The sequence below is a fragment of the Mucilaginibacter aquariorum genome, from assembly GCF_024498135.1.
Taxonomy (GTDB): Bacteria; Bacteroidota; Bacteroidia; order Sphingobacteriales; family Sphingobacteriaceae; genus Mucilaginibacter; species Mucilaginibacter aquariorum.
In genome coordinates this window covers 277,233-293,149 of record NZ_JANHOH010000002.1, presented here as the reverse complement: position 1 = coordinate 293,149, position 15,917 = coordinate 277,233, and the positions used below count along the sequence as shown (strand labels likewise).

Annotated in this window: 20 protein-coding genes; 8 read left to right on the top strand and 12 right to left on the bottom strand. The window is 49.5% G+C overall.

Annotation, left to right across the window (positions count from 1 at the left end):
• The first annotated feature begins 68 nt into the window (after positions 1 to 68).
• The 3 genes from NPE20_RS12220 to cfa all read left to right on the top strand — a co-directional run bounded on the left by NPE20_RS12220 (position 69) and on the right by cfa (position 2,485).
• Complete coding sequence (locus NPE20_RS12220) at positions 69 to 212, top strand: hypothetical protein (protein WP_256538941.1); 144 nt, start codon at positions 69 to 71, stop codon at positions 210 to 212.
• Between the two features lie 126 nt (positions 213 to 338).
• Positions 339 to 1,379: a DUF998 domain-containing protein gene (locus tag NPE20_RS12215; RefSeq protein WP_256538940.1), complete on the top strand. Its 1,041-nt coding sequence runs from the start codon at positions 339 to 341 to the stop codon at positions 1,377 to 1,379.
• Positions 1,376 to 2,485, top strand: coding sequence for a cyclopropane fatty acyl phospholipid synthase (gene cfa, locus NPE20_RS12210; RefSeq protein ID WP_256538939.1), 1,110 nt, complete (start codon positions 1,376 to 1,378; stop codon positions 2,483 to 2,485). The genes NPE20_RS12215 and cfa overlap by 4 nt, the downstream gene beginning before the upstream one ends.
• A 17-nt stretch (positions 2,486 to 2,502) precedes the next feature.
• On the opposite strand, the gene NPE20_RS12205 is transcribed toward cfa, so the two are convergent.
• From NPE20_RS12205 to NPE20_RS12195, 3 genes are all read right to left on the bottom strand, one after another.
• The gene (locus tag NPE20_RS12205; protein ID WP_256538938.1) at positions 2,503 to 3,135 is read right to left on the bottom strand and encodes a phosphoribosyltransferase; all 633 of its coding nucleotides are present in this window, start codon (positions 3,133 to 3,135) and stop codon (positions 2,503 to 2,505) included.
• A 59-nt stretch (positions 3,136 to 3,194) separates the two neighbouring features.
• Positions 3,195 to 3,716: a DUF892 family protein gene (locus NPE20_RS12200; RefSeq protein WP_256538937.1), complete on the bottom strand. Its 522-nt coding sequence runs from the start codon at positions 3,714 to 3,716 to the stop codon at positions 3,195 to 3,197.
• A 177-nt stretch (positions 3,717 to 3,893) separates the two neighbouring features.
• Positions 3,894 to 4,334: an Hsp20/alpha crystallin family protein gene (locus NPE20_RS12195; protein WP_256538936.1), complete on the bottom strand. Its 441-nt coding sequence runs from the start codon at positions 4,332 to 4,334 to the stop codon at positions 3,894 to 3,896.
• 152 nt (positions 4,335 to 4,486) lie between these two features.
• On the opposite strand from NPE20_RS12195, the gene NPE20_RS12190 reads away from it, so the two are divergent.
• The 3 genes from NPE20_RS12190 to NPE20_RS12180 are packed head-to-tail and all read left to right on the top strand — an operon-like array spanning position 4,487 to position 5,722.
• Positions 4,487 to 4,648, top strand: a complete 162-nt coding sequence (locus tag NPE20_RS12190; protein WP_256538935.1) for a hypothetical protein — start codon at positions 4,487 to 4,489, stop codon at positions 4,646 to 4,648.
• Complete coding sequence (locus NPE20_RS12185) at positions 4,645 to 5,484, top strand: universal stress protein (RefSeq protein WP_256538934.1); 840 nt, start codon at positions 4,645 to 4,647, stop codon at positions 5,482 to 5,484. The genes NPE20_RS12190 and NPE20_RS12185 overlap by 4 nt, the downstream gene beginning before the upstream one ends.
• A gap of 16 nt (positions 5,485 to 5,500) precedes the next feature.
• Entirely contained in the window at positions 5,501 to 5,722 is a 222-nt protein-coding gene (locus tag NPE20_RS12180) for an SHOCT domain-containing protein (protein WP_256538933.1), read from the top strand.
• 143 nt (positions 5,723 to 5,865) lie between these two features.
• Here NPE20_RS12180 and NPE20_RS12175 read toward each other — a convergent pair whose 3' ends face one another.
• Genes NPE20_RS12175 through NPE20_RS12165 form a run of 3 tightly spaced genes read right to left on the bottom strand, consistent with a single transcriptional unit; the run spans position 5,866 to position 8,022 of the window.
• Complete coding sequence (locus NPE20_RS12175; RefSeq protein WP_256538932.1) at positions 5,866 to 6,288, bottom strand: CDP-alcohol phosphatidyltransferase family protein; 423 nt, start codon at positions 6,286 to 6,288, stop codon at positions 5,866 to 5,868.
• A complete protein-coding gene (locus tag NPE20_RS12170; protein WP_256538931.1) occupies positions 6,285 to 7,106 on the bottom strand; it encodes a phosphatidate cytidylyltransferase in 822 nt (273 codons plus the stop codon). Before NPE20_RS12170 ends, NPE20_RS12175 begins: the two co-directional genes overlap by 4 nt.
• Positions 7,099 to 8,022 carry a universal stress protein gene (locus tag NPE20_RS12165; RefSeq protein ID WP_256538930.1) on the bottom strand — a complete coding sequence of 308 codons (924 nt, stop codon included), beginning with the start codon at positions 8,020 to 8,022 and terminating at the stop codon, positions 7,099 to 7,101. The genes NPE20_RS12170 and NPE20_RS12165 overlap by 8 nt, the downstream gene beginning before the upstream one ends.
• A gap of 59 nt (positions 8,023 to 8,081) precedes the next feature.
• Between NPE20_RS12165 and NPE20_RS12160 the strand changes: the two genes are divergently transcribed.
• Positions 8,082 to 9,092 carry a metal-dependent hydrolase gene (locus NPE20_RS12160; protein WP_256538929.1) on the top strand — a complete coding sequence of 337 codons (1,011 nt, stop codon included), beginning with the start codon at positions 8,082 to 8,084 and terminating at the stop codon, positions 9,090 to 9,092.
• On the opposite strand, the gene NPE20_RS12155 is transcribed toward NPE20_RS12160, so the two are convergent.
• The 5 genes from NPE20_RS12155 to NPE20_RS12135 form a co-directional block, all read right to left on the bottom strand.
• The gene (locus NPE20_RS12155) at positions 9,066 to 10,085 is read right to left on the bottom strand and encodes a hypothetical protein (protein ID WP_256538928.1); all 1,020 of its coding nucleotides are present in this window, start codon (positions 10,083 to 10,085) and stop codon (positions 9,066 to 9,068) included. The two genes, NPE20_RS12160 and NPE20_RS12155, sit on opposite strands and share 27 nt — an antisense overlap.
• Positions 10,072 to 10,581, bottom strand: coding sequence for a P-loop nucleotide/nucleoside kinase family protein (locus NPE20_RS12150; protein WP_256538927.1), 510 nt, complete (start codon positions 10,579 to 10,581; stop codon positions 10,072 to 10,074). The genes NPE20_RS12155 and NPE20_RS12150 overlap by 14 nt, the downstream gene beginning before the upstream one ends.
• Positions 10,578 to 11,441: a universal stress protein gene (locus NPE20_RS12145; RefSeq protein ID WP_256538926.1), complete on the bottom strand. Its 864-nt coding sequence runs from the start codon at positions 11,439 to 11,441 to the stop codon at positions 10,578 to 10,580. Before NPE20_RS12145 ends, NPE20_RS12150 begins: the two co-directional genes overlap by 4 nt.
• A 97-nt stretch (positions 11,442 to 11,538) precedes the next feature.
• A complete protein-coding gene (locus NPE20_RS12140) occupies positions 11,539 to 12,531 on the bottom strand; it encodes a lysylphosphatidylglycerol synthase transmembrane domain-containing protein (protein WP_256538925.1) in 993 nt (330 codons plus the stop codon).
• 11 nt (positions 12,532 to 12,542) lie between these two features.
• Positions 12,543 to 13,292 carry an SDR family NAD(P)-dependent oxidoreductase gene (locus NPE20_RS12135; protein WP_256538924.1) on the bottom strand — a complete coding sequence of 250 codons (750 nt, stop codon included), beginning with the start codon at positions 13,290 to 13,292 and terminating at the stop codon, positions 12,543 to 12,545.
• 182 nt (positions 13,293 to 13,474) lie between these two features.
• Between NPE20_RS12135 and NPE20_RS12130 the strand changes: the two genes are divergently transcribed.
• A complete protein-coding gene (locus tag NPE20_RS12130; RefSeq protein ID WP_256538923.1) occupies positions 13,475 to 15,175 on the top strand; it encodes an HAD-IIB family hydrolase in 1,701 nt (566 codons plus the stop codon).
• Here NPE20_RS12130 and NPE20_RS12125 read toward each other — a convergent pair whose 3' ends face one another.
• Positions 15,176 to 15,811, bottom strand: coding sequence for a nitroreductase family protein (locus NPE20_RS12125; protein ID WP_256538922.1), 636 nt, complete (start codon positions 15,809 to 15,811; stop codon positions 15,176 to 15,178).
• Positions 15,812 to 15,917 lie beyond the last annotated feature (106 nt).

Genomic DNA, 15,917 nt, shown 5'->3' with positions numbered 1-15,917 from the left:
CGATGACTGATCAATATCACAGCAGTGTAGCTTATCTGTGTGAATATTTGGCAATAAACAAATTGCTCATGAAACAGACGCATTATAGAACCCCGCGAAGAGGTAAATTGTCCTGGCCCGAAAAGCACAGCAACCTGGCAACATTGATCGTGGTGCTGATCATTATTATGTTCCTGGTTTTGTTTTTCCTTTTTCCTAAGATCGCAGGTTAAAAGGACCTGCGATGAAATGGCGATTTTAATGATGCTGCTCTCGATGCTGAAGGTCAATCACAAGCTTGTTACTGGTCACTGCTATGATCAATTGCTCAATTTACTTTTACCATAATCAATAAAGCTATGGAAAACGCTGATCCAAACATCCGATTTTACCGCCGCTTCGTCATTATTATTCTTGCCTATGAAGCTTTAGGCTGTCTATTGGGCGGAGCCTTATTAGTAATGGCGCCAGACGGCCACCTGATGGAAATGCCGGTCAGGATCATGCATGGTGTCTTCCCCGATTTTACTGTTCCGGGGTTTATATTACTTCTTCTCGGTGTTGTAAATGCTGCAGCTTTTTGGGCGGTCTTGCAAAAGGCAAATAGATCGCTCTGGATGGCATTATTCGCACTGGGCGGCCTATTAGGCTGGTTTTGGATGGAGATCGCAATCCTACAGCAACTCCATTGGCTGCATGCCATGTGGGGGCTGCCGGTCTTATTGGCTTTTGCAGCAGCACTACAACTGTATCCCTGGACAGATCGAGAAAAGCAAATCGTATTATTGATATGTGGTATCGCAGCTTCGCTGCTTTACGCCGATGTGGTGGTCATCGTCCCTGCATTGTCGGAAACTTATAACAGCAATACCCAAACGATCAGTGAACTGTCAGCTATCGGAGCGCCGACACGCTTTGTCTGGATAACACTTACATTGCCTTATACGCTACTGATGATCGCGTTCTCCTGGGGGGTGATCCGATCAGCCGCTAAAAGTAGACCCTTAAAAATAACCGGCGGCTTGCTATTGCTTTATGCCCTAACAGGGCTATTTTGGCCCTTAGCACCGATGCACCAGCGCCAGGTATTGGCGGCTGGCGGGGGAAGTTTTACCGACCAGGCGCACCTGGCGTTAGGTGCGTTGACCGAAATGTTATACTTATTGGCCCTGTTATTTGCCGCTTATGGCTTGGACCGGGGTTTTCGCATCTATTCCGCCCTGACCCTGTGCGGCATATTAGTTTTTGGGGTGTTGACATTTTCAGCGGCCAGGCGTTTGGCCGCTGAACAGCCAACACCGAACCTTGGTCTTTGGGAACGCATCAACATCGGTATTTTCCTGTTGTGGGTGTGCGTCCTGGCCTTTAAACTCATCAACCTAAAACCTGAAAAGAAATGAAAAATGCGCCTGCTTGTATCGCTGAACTGTTGCTTATTGCTGGTGTGAGGTTAGATGGACCTAATGCGGCAGATATCCGCATAAAAGATGAACGTTTTTTCAAGCGGGTGTGGAAAGAAGGTTCCCTGGGCTTGGGAGAATCGTACATGGAGGGCTGGTGGGAATGCGAAAAGTTGGATGAATTCATTTGCAAACTGCTTTCGGCGGACCTGGGTCAGAAAATTAAACCTTTTCATTGGGTGCCGTCTCAGTTAATTGACCTGTTTCTGAACCGGCAGAGCAGGCAACGTGCGAAGATGGTCGCCCGTGTGCATTACAACCTCGGAAACGACCTTTTCGAACCAATGCTGGGCAAGCAAATGATGTACTCCTGCGGGTACTGGGCAAATGCATCCAATTTGGAAGAAGCGCAGCAAAACAAACTCGATCTGATCTGCCGAAAATTACAACTGAAGCCGGGTATGCAAGTGCTGGATATCGGCTGCGGCTGGGGTGGTTTCGCGGAATATGCTGCAAGTAATTACCGGGTCAACGTGACGGGTATTACCATATCAGAAAAGCAAGCGGAACTGGCGCAGCAGCGATGCCTGAGTCTTCCGGTCAATATCAAACTGGAAGATTACCGGGACCTGACAGGTGAATATGACCGGATCGTTTCCATCGGTATGTTCGAGCACGTCGGCGTAAAGAATTATCGGCCTTATATGCAAAAAGTAAGGCAATTACTGCGTTCCGACGGTTTATTCTTGCTGCATACCATTGGCGCTGCTGATGCTGCGCCAACGGATGCCTGGATCGACCGTTACATTTTTCCAAATGGGCAGATTCCTTCTCCGGCTCAGATTACTAACGCTTTCGAAGGTGAAATGATCTTACGAGACTGGCATTGTTTCGGCAGGGATTATGACCGGACATTGCTTGCCTGGCGAAACCGCTTCCAAAAAAGCTGGCCTAAGCTACGTGAAACCTATGGCGATACCTTTTACCGGATGTGGACCTATTACCTTAATGTTTGTGCGGCATCCTTCAGGACGGGAAAGAATGATCTTTGGCAGCTGGTCTTAAGTAAGCCGGGCAGCCATGCTGAATACCAGTCTGTTCGCTGATCATTGAAAGGCGTGGGCTAACCGGCTCTTTGCAAACGGTTCAACTTGTCCAGATAATAAGAAACTTCATCGTCGCTTACCTCCGTAAAATTTTCATAATAGGCACCAACCCCATAAAAGTCAGAAGGGATCAGACACACGACGACCTCGTCGGCTTCTTTCTCTAATATTTGCATAGCAGGGCGTGATGCGACAGGCAGCGCTACAACGACCTTCGCCGGCTGGCTTTTTTTGATCAGGCTGAGCGTACGCAACAACGTTTGCCCGGTCGCAGCGCCGTCATCGATGACGATCACAGTCTTCCCGGCCAAGTTGATCGCCGCTGCATCACCCCGGAATTTTCTGCTCATTTCTGCCAGACGCTTCCTGATCCGCAGCAACTCCTGCTCGATATACGAAGCCGGCACGTCCGGTTGAGGTACCACTACGTGGTCTGTTAAACTGGCGGCACCGATCGCATATTCTTTGTTGTTCGGATGTCCGATCTTTTTGACCAATACCAGGTCAAGCGGAAGACCCAACTCCTTTGCCACATAGTAAGCTACCGGCACGCCGCCACATGGGACAGCCAGTACGACACCCGGAACTGTCTTATACACACCAAGTTTGGCTGCCAATAAATGACCGACTGCCGTTCTATCCTTAAACATATCGATCTAAATAAAATAAAGGTACCAGTAGAATTAATGGCCTTGGCCTTACCAGGACATTATTTGTTTAGCATCACCGGCGCAAGTGCTTTCCTATTGATCTCATGAGTGGCCAGATGTGAAAGTGACTCGTCAATACGTCGTTCATCTTGCTCTGCCTCATAAAACCAATCTTCGGCTGTGTTTAGACCGGTTGCACCTGCAAAGGCAGCAGCCGTTCCGTAAGCGCTGATCTTAAAATGGTTGATGGATTGTATCCCGGACAGCAAACAGGCATCCCTTACTTGGGGACAAGTACAATTGGCTAACTTTTCATCCGTTTCTTCGATCAAAGCCTTGACGACCCGGTTGACGCTGCTTATTGAATTAAGCTGCTCCTCGTTACAAAATCCTTCCAGCACCTGGATATGACGTTCGACCTTATCCAAATACTGATGCATCAAATTTTTAAAGGCCAAAGAACTGTCCTTATTGATCCATTCCAAAAGTTTGGTTTTGAGCTGGGTCTCACCGCTGATAAGACGGCTACCGTCTTCATCGAGTAATCGGCGAAGACAGGAAATATTGATATTTGCTTCCATAATGATCTCTCTGTTGTTGAACGTCCCTGTCGGTATGTAAAGAAACATGCTTATTGGGTGCTATTTTCACCCGCCAAGCGCCTCCGTAGGGCCGCTGAGTGAATCTAATAAACCATGGGCTTTGAAGAAATGGACCCCGCCACCTGGGGCGGGGCTGTAAGCCGGATCAAAATAGGCTTAATTTACAGCGATCTTTTTCGCTGAAGGACTTTTAACCTTTCCATTACGCGGAATATTGATCTTTAATACGCCATCTTCATATTTGGCGGTGAGCTTTTCCTTATCAGCGCCGTCAGGGAGTGTAAAGCTTCTGCTGAACGAAGAATAGTTATACTCCTGGCGGGTGAATTTTCCGTCCTTTTCTTCTTTGCTGTCCTCTTTTTCACTGCTGATCGTCAGCACATCATCATCCAGGTCAACTTTGAAATCATCCTTCTTCAATCCCGGTGCGGAAAGTGAAAGCTGATAGTGATCTTTATTTTCAATGATGTTGACTGCAGGAACGTTGATCGCGCGTTTAAAAAAACGACCGTCAAACAGATCGCCCCAAGGCCTGAAAAAGTCTTCGAATACGGCAGGGATTCTTTCTTCGAACTTTGCTAAACTTTGATTTTTCATGATAATAAATGATTAATGGTGAAAACTTAGCCAAAGTTAGCCTGCAAGGGTAATTCCGGCTAAGATGCCCGTCACCTGCAGCCGTGATCTACATCAGCCTGAGCCATGGGCCAGGTCATATATCGGGAAGAAAATGCGGTCTACATTTACATATGAAAGATCGCATAAACGGGATGGGTAATTCAGAACGACAGCTAAAAACGCAACGTCCGCTCAGCGAAAAAGACGAGCAGGCACGGCGAATGGAAAGGATGAGAGCGTTACAAGCTGAGGCGCTGAAGTTATGGCATACCTTAATCAAAAAAAAGAAATGAAAAAACTTTTGATACTTACAGATTTTTCGGCCAACGCCGCCCATGCTGAAGCTGCCGCGCTGCGGCTATCAGCCTGCTTATCCACCGACGTGATCTTATATCACACCTTCACCTATATACCCATGGTATTAGGTAATATGGAAGGACCGCTGATCACCGCCGACATGTTGTTTCAGGACAGCCTGGAACAGTTGAAAAAGGAAGCACACCGGCTGAACAAGCTAGGCGCTCAGATCGAAGGTTGTCAAACCCATATTGACTGTAAAACCGGCGACGGCAGCCTGGCTGAAAATGTTCGCGACCTCACTTCGGACGGAGAAGTGCATATGGTGGTCATGGGTGGTAGAACCGGCGGTGCGCTAGACCATTTATTGACAGGAAGTGACACCGCGGCGGTGATCCGCAGATCGCATAAACCTGTTTGGGTGATCCCAGGGGCAGCGGATTGGGACCTTCCAAAAAAGGTCGTCTTTGCCACGGATTTCAGCTTCATTGACATGCCTGCTGTGGATTTTTTACTGGACCTGGCAAAAAACCTTCATTTCGAACTAGAGATCGTACACGTCTTGCGTTCTGGTGAGGTGGTGACAGAGATCGGTTCGGAAATAGCCTTCCGGAAATTCCTGGTGCATCGAGGACTTACCTATATACAGGTCTTCGGAGAAGCGGTCCATTTAGCCCTGCAGCAATATTGCACGGAACATCAAGCAGACCTTTTGGCACTTAGCCATCAGCATCATTCGTTTCTATCCAGCCTATTCGGGCATAGTGAATCCAAGGCGGCCATTGCACAGCGCCGGTTAGCTGTGATCGTTTTTCCGCCTGATTATAATTAGACTAATCGCTTTAGCCATGAAACATTTTTTTGAAAGCTACTATTACTGGGGGATGCACCTGATCTGGTGGTTCCTTTGGATCTGTGTATTGATCTGGATATTTGCCACGCCGTACGATATTCCGGGACAGCGTAAACGAAGGGAATCCCCGCTGGATATTTTGAAAAAGCGCTTTGCCTCCGGTGAAATCACGAAAGAAGAGTATCGTGAGCGCAAAAAGATCCTGGAAAACGAGTGAGTCAGTGCCGACGGATGACCCAGTAAAGCCCCTTAACATCTGCTTCCCATTTCGGGAGAATCGCGACCAGTATGATCTCTTCAGCCAGATCAAGCAGAGTGACTGTGATCGCAATATAGAACAGGTACATCAGCGGCTCGGTCCTAGAATACAATAAAAAACACGCCTTGAAGAACAGCGGCTGCCTTTGCCAGATAAGTATGGAAACTGGTCAGTTTGCGAAAACGGATCAGGGCGATACTATTTTGGATCAGATAGAATAGCAAAAGGATGGCTATGAGCGGCCATTCGCTCCGTAAGAATGCATGATGATAAAGGACCATGCCTAAAATTGCTGCTGTTACGGTAAGGTCATCGGCGATCGAATCTATCCTTGCACCCATCAGGCTCACTGTCCTGAATGTCCGTGCCAGCCAGCCATCGATGGCATCGGTAAAGAAACTGACCGCCAGCAACCATTTGAAAATATGAAATTGCTGGTATAATAATAATACGACCAAAAGCGGCGCAGCCGCCAACCGGTAGAACGTGATCACATTGATCAATCGGTAGCTTATCTTAGTCATCGCCAAATAATGATGAGGTATATCAGTACAAATGGCGCTGAGCCATACAAGCTGTCAAATCTGTCCAGCATACCACCATGTCCCGGAAGTATGGTACCGGAATCCTTTACCTTCAGGCTGCGTTTCAGCAGCGATTTGACCAGGTCACCATAGGTCCCGGTGATGATAATGATCGTAGCCAATAGCAGCCACTGTATCAGGGTTAACGGTAGATCGCTACTGGACAGCAGGCCGCTCATTAATAAACACGCTGTTGCTCCGCCAAAACTACCTTCCCAGGTCTTATTCGGTGATATGCGATGAAACAAGGGGTGTTTTCCGAATGCCTTGCCGCTAAGGTAAGCCCCGCTATCATTGGCCCAAAGCAACAGAAAAATACTTAAAGGAACTTTAGGCTGATAATCATAGGTATGGCCGGGCAGAAAGGCCAGTACAAGAAAACAACACACCGGAATGCAAATGCAGATGATCCCTAAATAACTGATCGCCAGGGCTGGAAAAGGCCTGGTGCTTCGCCGGTAAAGTGCTGCGACGAAAATACCGAAGCCGACCGGCAAATTAAGCAAGAACCACGGCCAGCCGCCCATGCCGCTGCTGACGAAGAAGGTGGTAACGATCATACAGCCGGATAGCAGAAATGCTGCTCCGTTAGCTGGCTTGGAGCCGGGTGTCTTCAATAACCGGTAAAACTCCCGCAGGCTCAAAAAGTTGATCGCTAATAATAAGCCGGTGAACCCCAATGGCCCGAGCCAGATGCCGCCCATGACGACGACGAGCAGCCCGGCCCCTGTTATCAGGCGTTTTTTGAAATTACTCATTTCGTAATGTTTTATCCGGAAAGATCAGTAATGCCAGACGACCGCTGCTAAGCAGCTCCTTCAGCGGGTTCTCATGAAAAAGATGATACCAAAAAGGATGCTTGCGGTAACGTAAGGCAAGAATGTCCACTTGCTTTTCCTGCTCCAGCATTTCCAGCCCCTCGACCACTTTGGATGCCCTCACATTGGCATGCCGGACCGCCGGATATAAGCTTTTGATCTTTTGGCTAAAGGCAGCAACGCGTTCTTGTTCCGCAAAATCAGGAATGAGGACCTTTGGCGAGACATGCCCGATCGTCAGCTGCCCTTTCAGGCGGGCGGTAAGGTCGAGGAGTTCGCCGATCACGGGCTCATCGGCAGTGGCCAGATCGGTGGCAAAAAGAATATGACTTATATTTAAATAATTGGCGTTCACTGGCGTCGCTAGTACCGGGCAGCCTACATGATGTAACACCGCTTTGACATCTCCGCTGAACAGCGGATCGCCATAGGATTTTTTCGACGCTCCCATTGCGATCAGGCGGCTCTTTTTCCGGTGGGCAAATTCGGCTACCCGGTCGGCAAGCTGCCCTTCCAAAGCGACCGGGCGAATAGTTGGTTTTTGACCGGGCAGCTTTATACGTTCCAGCCGCCGCACCTCCCGGTTCAATTTCAGCAGACTATCACGCCGCTTTTGTACCGCGGTCGTTTCCGGCAGTACCGCCGAACCTACGGGCGGCAAATATGGCGTGATGGGATAAACGTTGACCAACCAGATCTCGGCATTTATTTGTGCAGCGATGGTCAAAGCCTGCTCTGCAGCACATTTAGCTGCCGCCTTGAAATCGGTCAGTACCAAAACATTTTTCATAACGAAGAAATCGATTATTGACCTAAGCTCTTGAATGTTATGGAGAACGAACATGATAAAGGTCATGCCACTGATTGCTTTTCGTCAGTGACAACAGGCAAAGCCAGGGTTATCTTGCACTTCTCATGGACATTGTAACACATCTGGGGATCGGTGCCTGCTTAGGCGAGGTCTTTGCCGGTCGGATTATCGGCAAGCGGGCAATGGCCTGGGGAGCCGTCGTTCATAGCCTGCCGGATATTGATGTAGTCACGGCGGTATGGCTTCCGACTCCTGCCGCACTGCTTGCCCATCGTGGTATCACTCATTCTTTTATGATCAGTGCATTAGTGGCCGTTCTGCTGGCCGCTTTAGCCTCACGTCAAAACAAGCCGGCAGGATGGAGCTGGCAAAGATGGTTAGTGTTTTTCTGGATCGCCATTCTGCTGCATGATGTGCTGGATGCTTTTAACAACTATGGCACCGGTTGGTGGGAACCTTTCGACTCAACGCGCATCGCATTCAATATCGTTTATGTTGCGGATCCCTTCCTGTCGATCTGGCCTTTGAGCGCTTGTGTGGTGTTGCTCTTTGCCAAAAATGATCTCAGCCGGCGGAGGAACCGCGAATTGCTGGGTTTGGGTATGGCAGTTCTTTACCTGTTTTACTGCGGCGTGCATAAGCGAGTGGTCGACAGCAGGGTCACGGAACTGCTTCATCGGCAAAAGATCAATTATTCCCAGTACCTCAGCACCCCTGCACCGTTGCAAAATTGGTTATGGTACATTGTTGCCGGCTCAGACAGCGGCTATTACGTGACGTATCACTCGGTCTTCGACCGGCAAGGGCAACTTTCGCTGCACTATTTCCCCCGCAACGCTTATTTGCTGGCAAAGGCTAAAGATCCGGCCGGCGTTCAGCAGCTCATACGTTTTTCACAAAAGTTCTATACGGCAGAGATACACAGCGATACCCTGGTATTTAATGATCTGCGCTTCGGCCAGATCATCGGCTGGCAGGATCCGACCGCGGGATTTGCGTTCTACTACTTTCCGGACCACCCGAGTCTAAACAGGTTGACGGTTCAAAGGGGCAGGCTGGCGGGCTGGAACGGAGCGGCGATCCGCTCCCTATACCATCGGATCAAAGGGAGGTAATGAAATATAAGTTTCCAACAATTTGAGATACCGGTTGGCAAATACTAAGCTCATCGCCTTGTCAGACGCGCTTCCGGACTGTATTATCTGAACTTTCGCCCGAACCGCTGCGCGGTAAATCTTATAATACTGATAAAGACCTTTGGGTGCCGTTGTGGTCGCCAGGCCCATAAGCTTGCTATATTCTTCAAAAAGCAATTTGCTAAGTTCCAACTCGCCGTAACTTTCCATGTCCATCTGGAGGAATGCCAGCTCATCCAGCATGTCTACCTGGCGCAGATCATTATTAAATTCAATGCAGTCAAAGATAACGGGCTCCTCATAAAGAAAAATATTCCCTGCATGCAGATCACCATGAAGGTCGCGAACAGCACCACTCTTATAGCGTTCGCTAATGATGGCGCTGTTGAATTTTAAGTAGCGTTTCCCGTATTCAACAGCTTTCTGCAGTATAGCCGCGCAACCTTCGCCTAAGCGTTTTTTTGTCAGGCTTTGGACGGTCAGCAATTCAGCCCACCGCTTATGCAATGCTCTTAGGTCGACATGCCGTTGAACTACTTTCGCACTGCGATGGAAAGCGGCAAGTTTGGCGGCTAGTGTGACGATCTGTTTTTGACCGACTTTTCCGGCGGCCAGCAGTTTTCCCATTTCTTTGGCCGTGTCCATTCGCTGCATCCTGACCGCATAATCGACGATCCTGCCATTGTTGTTTGTTAACGATAAATGCTTCCTGGACGCGTAAATAGGAAATACGCCCAGATACATCTGCGGCGCCAGCCGGCTGTTCAGAAAAAGTTCCCGCTCGCAGAAAAATTTGCGTCGCTTGCAGGTAGAGAAATCCAGGAATGAAAAGCGCACCGGCTTTTTTATCTTGTAGGCAAAATCGCCGATAAGTATCACCCAGGATATATGCGTTTCAATAAGCCGGGCGCGATCCGTCTGTTGCCGGTCTTCCAGGTCTGCAGCTAATACTTGGATCTCAGCGGATTTCATGATACGTTTGCCTGATAAATGAAAGCGCTTGTGAAAGCATTGCTTGCAGTTGTTCCTCTTCTGAATTGAGATCAAGATGACGCTCCGTCAGCGGTTCGAAAGCGGCCTTAATCTTAAGGTAAACGTCAAAGTCCGCTTCGCTGTCGCGTCTTTTTTGTTTCATCCGTTCCTTTATGGTCTTCCCGCTGGCCAATAGCTGAATAAAGTAAAAAGGTTCGCCGTATTGTCTGGCTTTAGCGGTAAAAAGATCACGGATAGCCGATTTGTAAAAAGTAGCATCAAGGACCACGCTGTCGTGGTCTTGCAGCGCCTCAGCAAGTATTAGCAGCATTGCTGCGTAAACGGCATTCTTATTGTCTTCGTCGTATTTACCCCTGCGCTTCAAATTGGTGCGCACCACATCGCTGCTTATCAGCCGGGCGTTTAACCTTGACGCTAACGCACTGGCAAAAAAAGTTTTGCCGGTACCTGGAAGACCGCAAACAATGACGATCATGATCTTTTCAGATTAATGGGAAAAAACAACAAGGGTATCTTTTGATGCGCCAATTCCTTTTTGGCCTCGCTGTCGGTCATCAGCCGTTTGAATAAGGCGTATTGGTGATGGGTCATCGCCAGCAGATCCGCACCGGTTTGTTTACTGATGCGGTTCAGACGGCCGGTAACCTCTTTACCTCTGATCTCCTTGTAACTAAACTGCCTATTTATTTTGCCTAATTGTTCAAGGAACTGGGCTTCTTTAGCGATTACGGCCTCATCTTTGTCACCGTTCAGCGTAACGTGGACTATCTCTATAACCGGATCGAACACGCCAAATAACTGCTGCATTTGCTTAAGCACCTGGAGATCCTCTTGTTCGTAATCTGTCGCGAACACGACTTTTTCGAGTTGGTCGAGCCCAGCCCTCGGCGGCACGACCAGGACCGGACATGTTGCCGCCTCCAAAATTTTGAAGGTGTCGCTGCCCTTAAAGATATGATCGGCGCTGCAGTTCGATGCTGCGGAACCGATCACGATCATTTCGACCGCATCTATTGCTAATTGCTGCTGAAGTTCTTGCTCCAGGCTGCCTTCATGATAGCTGGTGGCTAAGCGCGGCTTATAGGCACCGTCAGTGCTGCTGATGTAGTCTTCCAGGTCCCGCACCGCCTCGTCAAGCAGGTCCTGGCCTTCCTCGGTTCCGGCCATTACTTCGGCTACAGCGACGCCCCCAAGGTAGGCCGGCATCACCGGTACTTTGGGTGAGCAATTCCAGAGTAACAGGCCGGCATGTGTTTTTTCAGCCAGCCAGGCAGCGGAACGGCCTGCGTGTGCCGCGTTCCGTGAAAAATCGGTTAAAACCAGGATCGTTTTCATAAGGCATCACATAAAATGGTTTGCCCAAATTAATTCGCCCCGGTCAATTGATCCTTGACGGCTGGCAGCCGGAAAGATGATCCTCGTCAGACCGACCTCAATGATGGCGAAGGTTGCGATAAAGGGCCAGACCAACCGGTATCGGAATCCAAAATGAAAAAAATCGAAACAACAGGGTAACGATCAGTGCAGCGTGAACGGGTAATCCCAATAACGTATAGAAATACGTCATGGCGCTTTCGTAAGCGATCAAGGCACCTGGCGATATCGGCAGGGACCCAATGACCAGGCTCAGTAATAAACCGTAGAGAATTAAGGCGGGGTGCAAAGAGACATGAAACCCATGTACAATTGCAAAGATCGTGACCGCATCACAAACCAGTATACCCATTTGATAACATACGGCTTGAATAAAACTTCGATCAATTTTAATAATGTCCTTCCAATCCGTTCGGTTTCTTTTAACCAGTGCCAGCAGCCCGCTGGCAGCGATATACCGTTTTAACCAATGTACCCGGTTAAGTTTAGGCAGCAAATAAGAGATCGTGCGCTGGTGACTGATCATCAGCATCAATGCGCCAAGGCAACTGAAGAATACACAACCGGCAGCTACCGTATAGGTCATGACTGGCTGGCTTCCGGACAGGTGCCGGTGCCATGCGTAAAGTGCGGTCAATAAGATCACAAATGCCACATAATAGGTAAAGGACTCCAACACCAGTGCTTGATAAGCTTTTCTGACCGGCACTTTCCGCTTGACCAACTGGCGGAACAGGTAGCCGTTACCGCTGATCCCGCCAGTGGGTAAGGCCTGGTTAACGAACAGGATAACGATAGATAGTTTGAAAAGAATGAATATGCCGGCCCGCCCGGTCTGCCCATGTAAGAGCGTTCGCAGGATCATGACGTTCAGCCAATAAGTGATGATCTGCGCAGTGACGGCCAGGACGAACCAGGCTGCACTCATCTGCGCCAAAAGCAAACGGATGTCCCTTAGTTTTCCGACATACCGGATAGCCAGGTAAAAGATCACTAAGGAGATGACGTAAAAAAGGAGACGCGCCGGCCGGAACAACCCTGCTTTTTTCATGATTCACAGCATTATTGCGCCAGGTAACCACCATCAATATTATAATAGGAACCGGTAACGAAAGAGGCTTTATCGGAATTGAGCCAAAGTGCTAGTTCAGCCACTTCTTCAGGCGTGCCCAGTCGGCCCATCGGATGTAATGCCTTTACCGCATGTAGTGTGTTTTCGTCCAGAATATTCAGTAATGGCGTGCGGATGTAACCAGGCCCGATGGCATTAATGCGGACACCTTTATCAGCATATTCGAGCGCTGCAGCTTCGGTTAAACCTACCACGCCATGTTTGGCAGCAACATAGGCCGGCGATCCTTTCGTTCCGACCTTCCCCAGTATAGAGGCCATGTTGACAATACTTCCTCCTCCGGATTTGATGATCGCGGGGATCTGGTAATGCATGCCATAAAAGACACCGGACAGGTTGGTCTGGATCACTTTATCCCAGCCTTCTATAGGATACTCGGCCACCTGGTTCAAAGCTCCGGCAATCCCGGCATTATTGACAGCGATGTGCAAACCACCGAATTGTTCAAAGGCGCTTGTTACCAGCTTTTCATTAGAAGCGGCTAAAGAGGTATCCGCCCGGACAAAGATCGCTTCACCGCCTTTGCTTTTTACTTGGTTACAGACCGCTTCGCCATTCGTTGTGTCGATGTCTGACAGCACCAACTTTGCACCTTCGGCCGCATAAAGCAGCGCGATCGATTTACCGATACCGGAGGCTGCACCGGTGATCAGGGCCACCTTGTTTGCTAGATTTTTCATGTTATTACTTTATGGATCATTTATTCGATCTGCTACAAAGGTCACTCATGGTACGATCGAGCTCAATGACCTGTATCACCCGGTCAACTGATCTGCAAGCGCTCGCCGATCAGCTCTTTGCCTGACCGACGTCATTGGTGGGCATGTCAGAAATCGAAAGCTTTGCTTCTCAGTAAATTGCTATGCGCTACCATTGCTTCATCACCGATTATGACGGCACACTGGCCAGTGAAAACCGCGTTGTGCCCGAAGCGATCCAGGCCCTTGAAGCGCTGAAAGCGACCGGGCGGAAGCTGATCCTGGTCACGGGCCGCCAACTGGAAGAATTAAAAACGATATTCCCGGAATATGGGCTATTCGATCGTATTGTGGCGGAGAACGGTGCAGTACTTTACTGCCCCGCCACGCAGGAGTTATCATTGCTCGGACTGCCCCCGCCAAAAAGCTTTATTGCTGATTTGGAAAGTCAGTCAGTGCCGATTGCTGTCGGCCATGTGATCGTAGCCGGTTGGGAGCCTCATCAGCAAACTTTTTTGAACGCCATCCGGTCAGCGGGGTTAGAATATCAATTGATCTTTAACAAAGGCGCTATCATGGTATTGCCGCCCGGCATCAACAAAGCTACCGGCCTTCATCATGCCTTGCGGGCATTGCAGATCTCCGAACACAATGCGGTAGCGATCGGCGATGCGGAAAATGACACGGCCATGCTGCTTGCGGCGGAATGCGCCGTCGCGGTACAAAATGCTTTGCCGCAGGTGGGCGGTATAGCTGACTGGACAACCGACAGACCGGCGGCAGAAGGGGTGATCCAGCTTATTCAACGATTGATCAGTGACGACCTGGGACAGATCGACTCGTGCCTGTCGCGCCATTACCTGCCATTGGGTAAAGAAATGAATGGCAGCTTATTTCAGATTTGCCCTTATGGTGAGCGGATCTTACTGGCCGGCACTTCCGGCTTTGGAAAGACGACGCTGGCAGCTGCATTTATAGAAAAATTGATCGCCAAAGCCTACCAGTTCTGCCTGATCGATCCGGAAGGTGACTACCAGGAACTGCCGGGTGTACTTACTATTGGTGACGGGAGTCATCCGCCCCTGATCAGCGAAGTGACCGGATTGCTCGCCAGGGCCGATGAAAATGTGATCGTTTGCATCCTCGCTGTTCCCTTAGATGACCGCCCGGCTTATTTCAACAAATTGGCACAAGCCGTTGCTGGCGTCCGAAAAATGACCGGTCATCCCCACTTTATGATCATGGATGAGGCGCATCACCTTATGCCACGCCAGCACCATTCCGGCCCGGTAGCGTTCCCAGACGATTTTAATAGTTTTCTGGCCATAACGACCCGCCCTGAACTGCTCGATCAGGCCCTTGTCCAGAGGATCAACACAGTACTGGTCATGGGCGAAGCTCCTGACCAAACCATGCGTTCGGTCGCACATATGCTGGCCGCGGATCTGCCTTTGCCGGCAAATCTTGTCTTTAAGAAAGGAGAAGTGCTGGTCTGGCAAAAGGACCGGCCCAAGCTCAGGGTGGTGACCAGTGACATGCCAGGCGCATTACTGATGCGGCACAAACGTAAATATGCTACCGGTGACATGGACTATAACAGTTTTTATTTCACCGGTCCCGGCCACCGTCTGAACCTTAAAGCAAATAACCTGATGCTGTTCATCCAGATGGCCAGCGGTATCGATGACGATACCTGGTACTACCATCTGCACAGACATGATTACGCTAATTGGTTTCGTCACACCGTCAAAGACGAGAAGCTGGCCCAGGTCGCTGAGAAAGTAGAACGCCGGGGTCTCGACCCCTGGAATTCCAGAAAAGCGATTTTCAAAGCCATTCTGGAACGCTATACCTTGCCCGCCTGATCAGCAACACTCCATCCGGTCAATAAAGATCGCGGTATGTTTGGCTCGTGGCTGTATTGGTGGCGTTTCTGCCCCATAGCCGAAAGTGACCGCCAGTTGGACCTTTTCAGCTGCGGGTACTTCTAACTGATGATAGAGCGGAGTCTGGTCAATGTATCTAGCCAATCCAATCGGGCAACTGCCCAGTCCAAGTGAATGGGCCGCAAGCATCATATTTTGTGCACACATCCCGGTTTCCAGCCCGGCCCATTCATTGTCCGCTGGCGAGCTAATAAAGATGACGACTGGGGCGCCGTGAAATATATGATCTTCACCTGTCTTAGCCAGCTGGGAAGAACTATGTAGTAAAGTCTTTATAGACTTTACAGGATGCTTCAAAGCCATCTTCAGGAATATTTTCGGCACTACGCGGGCGATCGCCTTTGAAAAAGCGTTTATCGTATCCCGGTGTGTTACAATATAGAATTTCCAGGGTTGTCTATTCATGGCGGATGGCGCCATCCGGCCAGCATCGAGGATCTGGTCAAGCAGGTCGTCATCGATCATTTGCTGGCCGTACTGCCGCACCGCCCGGCGGTCAAAGATCGTTTTGATGGTTTCATTTCCCGCCTTAGCGGTAAATTTTTCTGGTTCCATGGTGAAGCATCTTGTTGGTCGTAAAGTAGTCCGTTTCTGATCTTTTACAATTGACCGAGAACAGGCCTTCAGGTGATGCTCATCAGGTCACCCGGGCTTTGCCGTC

Bases quoted from the DNA above. Each gene is read 5' to 3' on its own strand.
- NPE20_RS12220 (WP_256538941.1), top strand. From the start codon at position 69: ATGAAACAGACGCATTATAGAACCCCGCGAAGAGGTAAATTGTCCTGG.
- NPE20_RS12215 (WP_256538940.1), top strand. From the start codon at position 339: ATGGAAAACGCTGATCCAAACATCCGATTTTACCGCCGCTTCGTCATT.
- cfa (WP_256538939.1), top strand. From the start codon at position 1,376: ATGAAAAATGCGCCTGCTTGTATCGCTGAACTGTTGCTTATTGCTGGT.
- NPE20_RS12205 (WP_256538938.1), bottom strand. From the start codon at position 3,135: ATGTTTAAGGATAGAACGGCAGTCGGTCATTTATTGGCAGCCAAACTT.
- NPE20_RS12200 (WP_256538937.1), bottom strand. From the start codon at position 3,716: ATGGAAGCAAATATCAATATTTCCTGTCTTCGCCGATTACTCGATGAA.
- NPE20_RS12195 (WP_256538936.1), bottom strand. From the start codon at position 4,334: ATGAAAAATCAAAGTTTAGCAAAGTTCGAAGAAAGAATCCCTGCCGTA.
- NPE20_RS12190 (WP_256538935.1), top strand. From the start codon at position 4,487: ATGAAAGATCGCATAAACGGGATGGGTAATTCAGAACGACAGCTAAAA.
- NPE20_RS12185 (WP_256538934.1), top strand. From the start codon at position 4,645: ATGAAAAAACTTTTGATACTTACAGATTTTTCGGCCAACGCCGCCCAT.
- NPE20_RS12180 (WP_256538933.1), top strand. From the start codon at position 5,501: ATGAAACATTTTTTTGAAAGCTACTATTACTGGGGGATGCACCTGATC.
- NPE20_RS12175 (WP_256538932.1), bottom strand. From the start codon at position 6,288: ATGACTAAGATAAGCTACCGATTGATCAATGTGATCACGTTCTACCGG.
- NPE20_RS12170 (WP_256538931.1), bottom strand. From the start codon at position 7,106: ATGAGTAATTTCAAAAAACGCCTGATAACAGGGGCCGGGCTGCTCGTC.
- NPE20_RS12165 (WP_256538930.1), bottom strand. From the start codon at position 8,022: ATGACCTTTATCATGTTCGTTCTCCATAACATTCAAGAGCTTAGGTCA.
- NPE20_RS12160 (WP_256538929.1), top strand. From the start codon at position 8,082: ATGGACATTGTAACACATCTGGGGATCGGTGCCTGCTTAGGCGAGGTC.
- NPE20_RS12155 (WP_256538928.1), bottom strand. From the start codon at position 10,085: ATGAAATCCGCTGAGATCCAAGTATTAGCTGCAGACCTGGAAGACCGG.
- NPE20_RS12150 (WP_256538927.1), bottom strand. From the start codon at position 10,581: ATGATCGTCATTGTTTGCGGTCTTCCAGGTACCGGCAAAACTTTTTTT.
- NPE20_RS12145 (WP_256538926.1), bottom strand. From the start codon at position 11,441: ATGAAAACGATCCTGGTTTTAACCGATTTTTCACGGAACGCGGCACAC.
- NPE20_RS12140 (WP_256538925.1), bottom strand. From the start codon at position 12,531: ATGAAAAAAGCAGGGTTGTTCCGGCCGGCGCGTCTCCTTTTTTACGTC.
- NPE20_RS12135 (WP_256538924.1), bottom strand. From the start codon at position 13,292: ATGAAAAATCTAGCAAACAAGGTGGCCCTGATCACCGGTGCAGCCTCC.
- NPE20_RS12130 (WP_256538923.1), top strand. From the start codon at position 13,475: ATGCGCTACCATTGCTTCATCACCGATTATGACGGCACACTGGCCAGT.
- NPE20_RS12125 (WP_256538922.1), bottom strand. From the start codon at position 15,811: ATGGAACCAGAAAAATTTACCGCTAAGGCGGGAAATGAAACCATCAAA.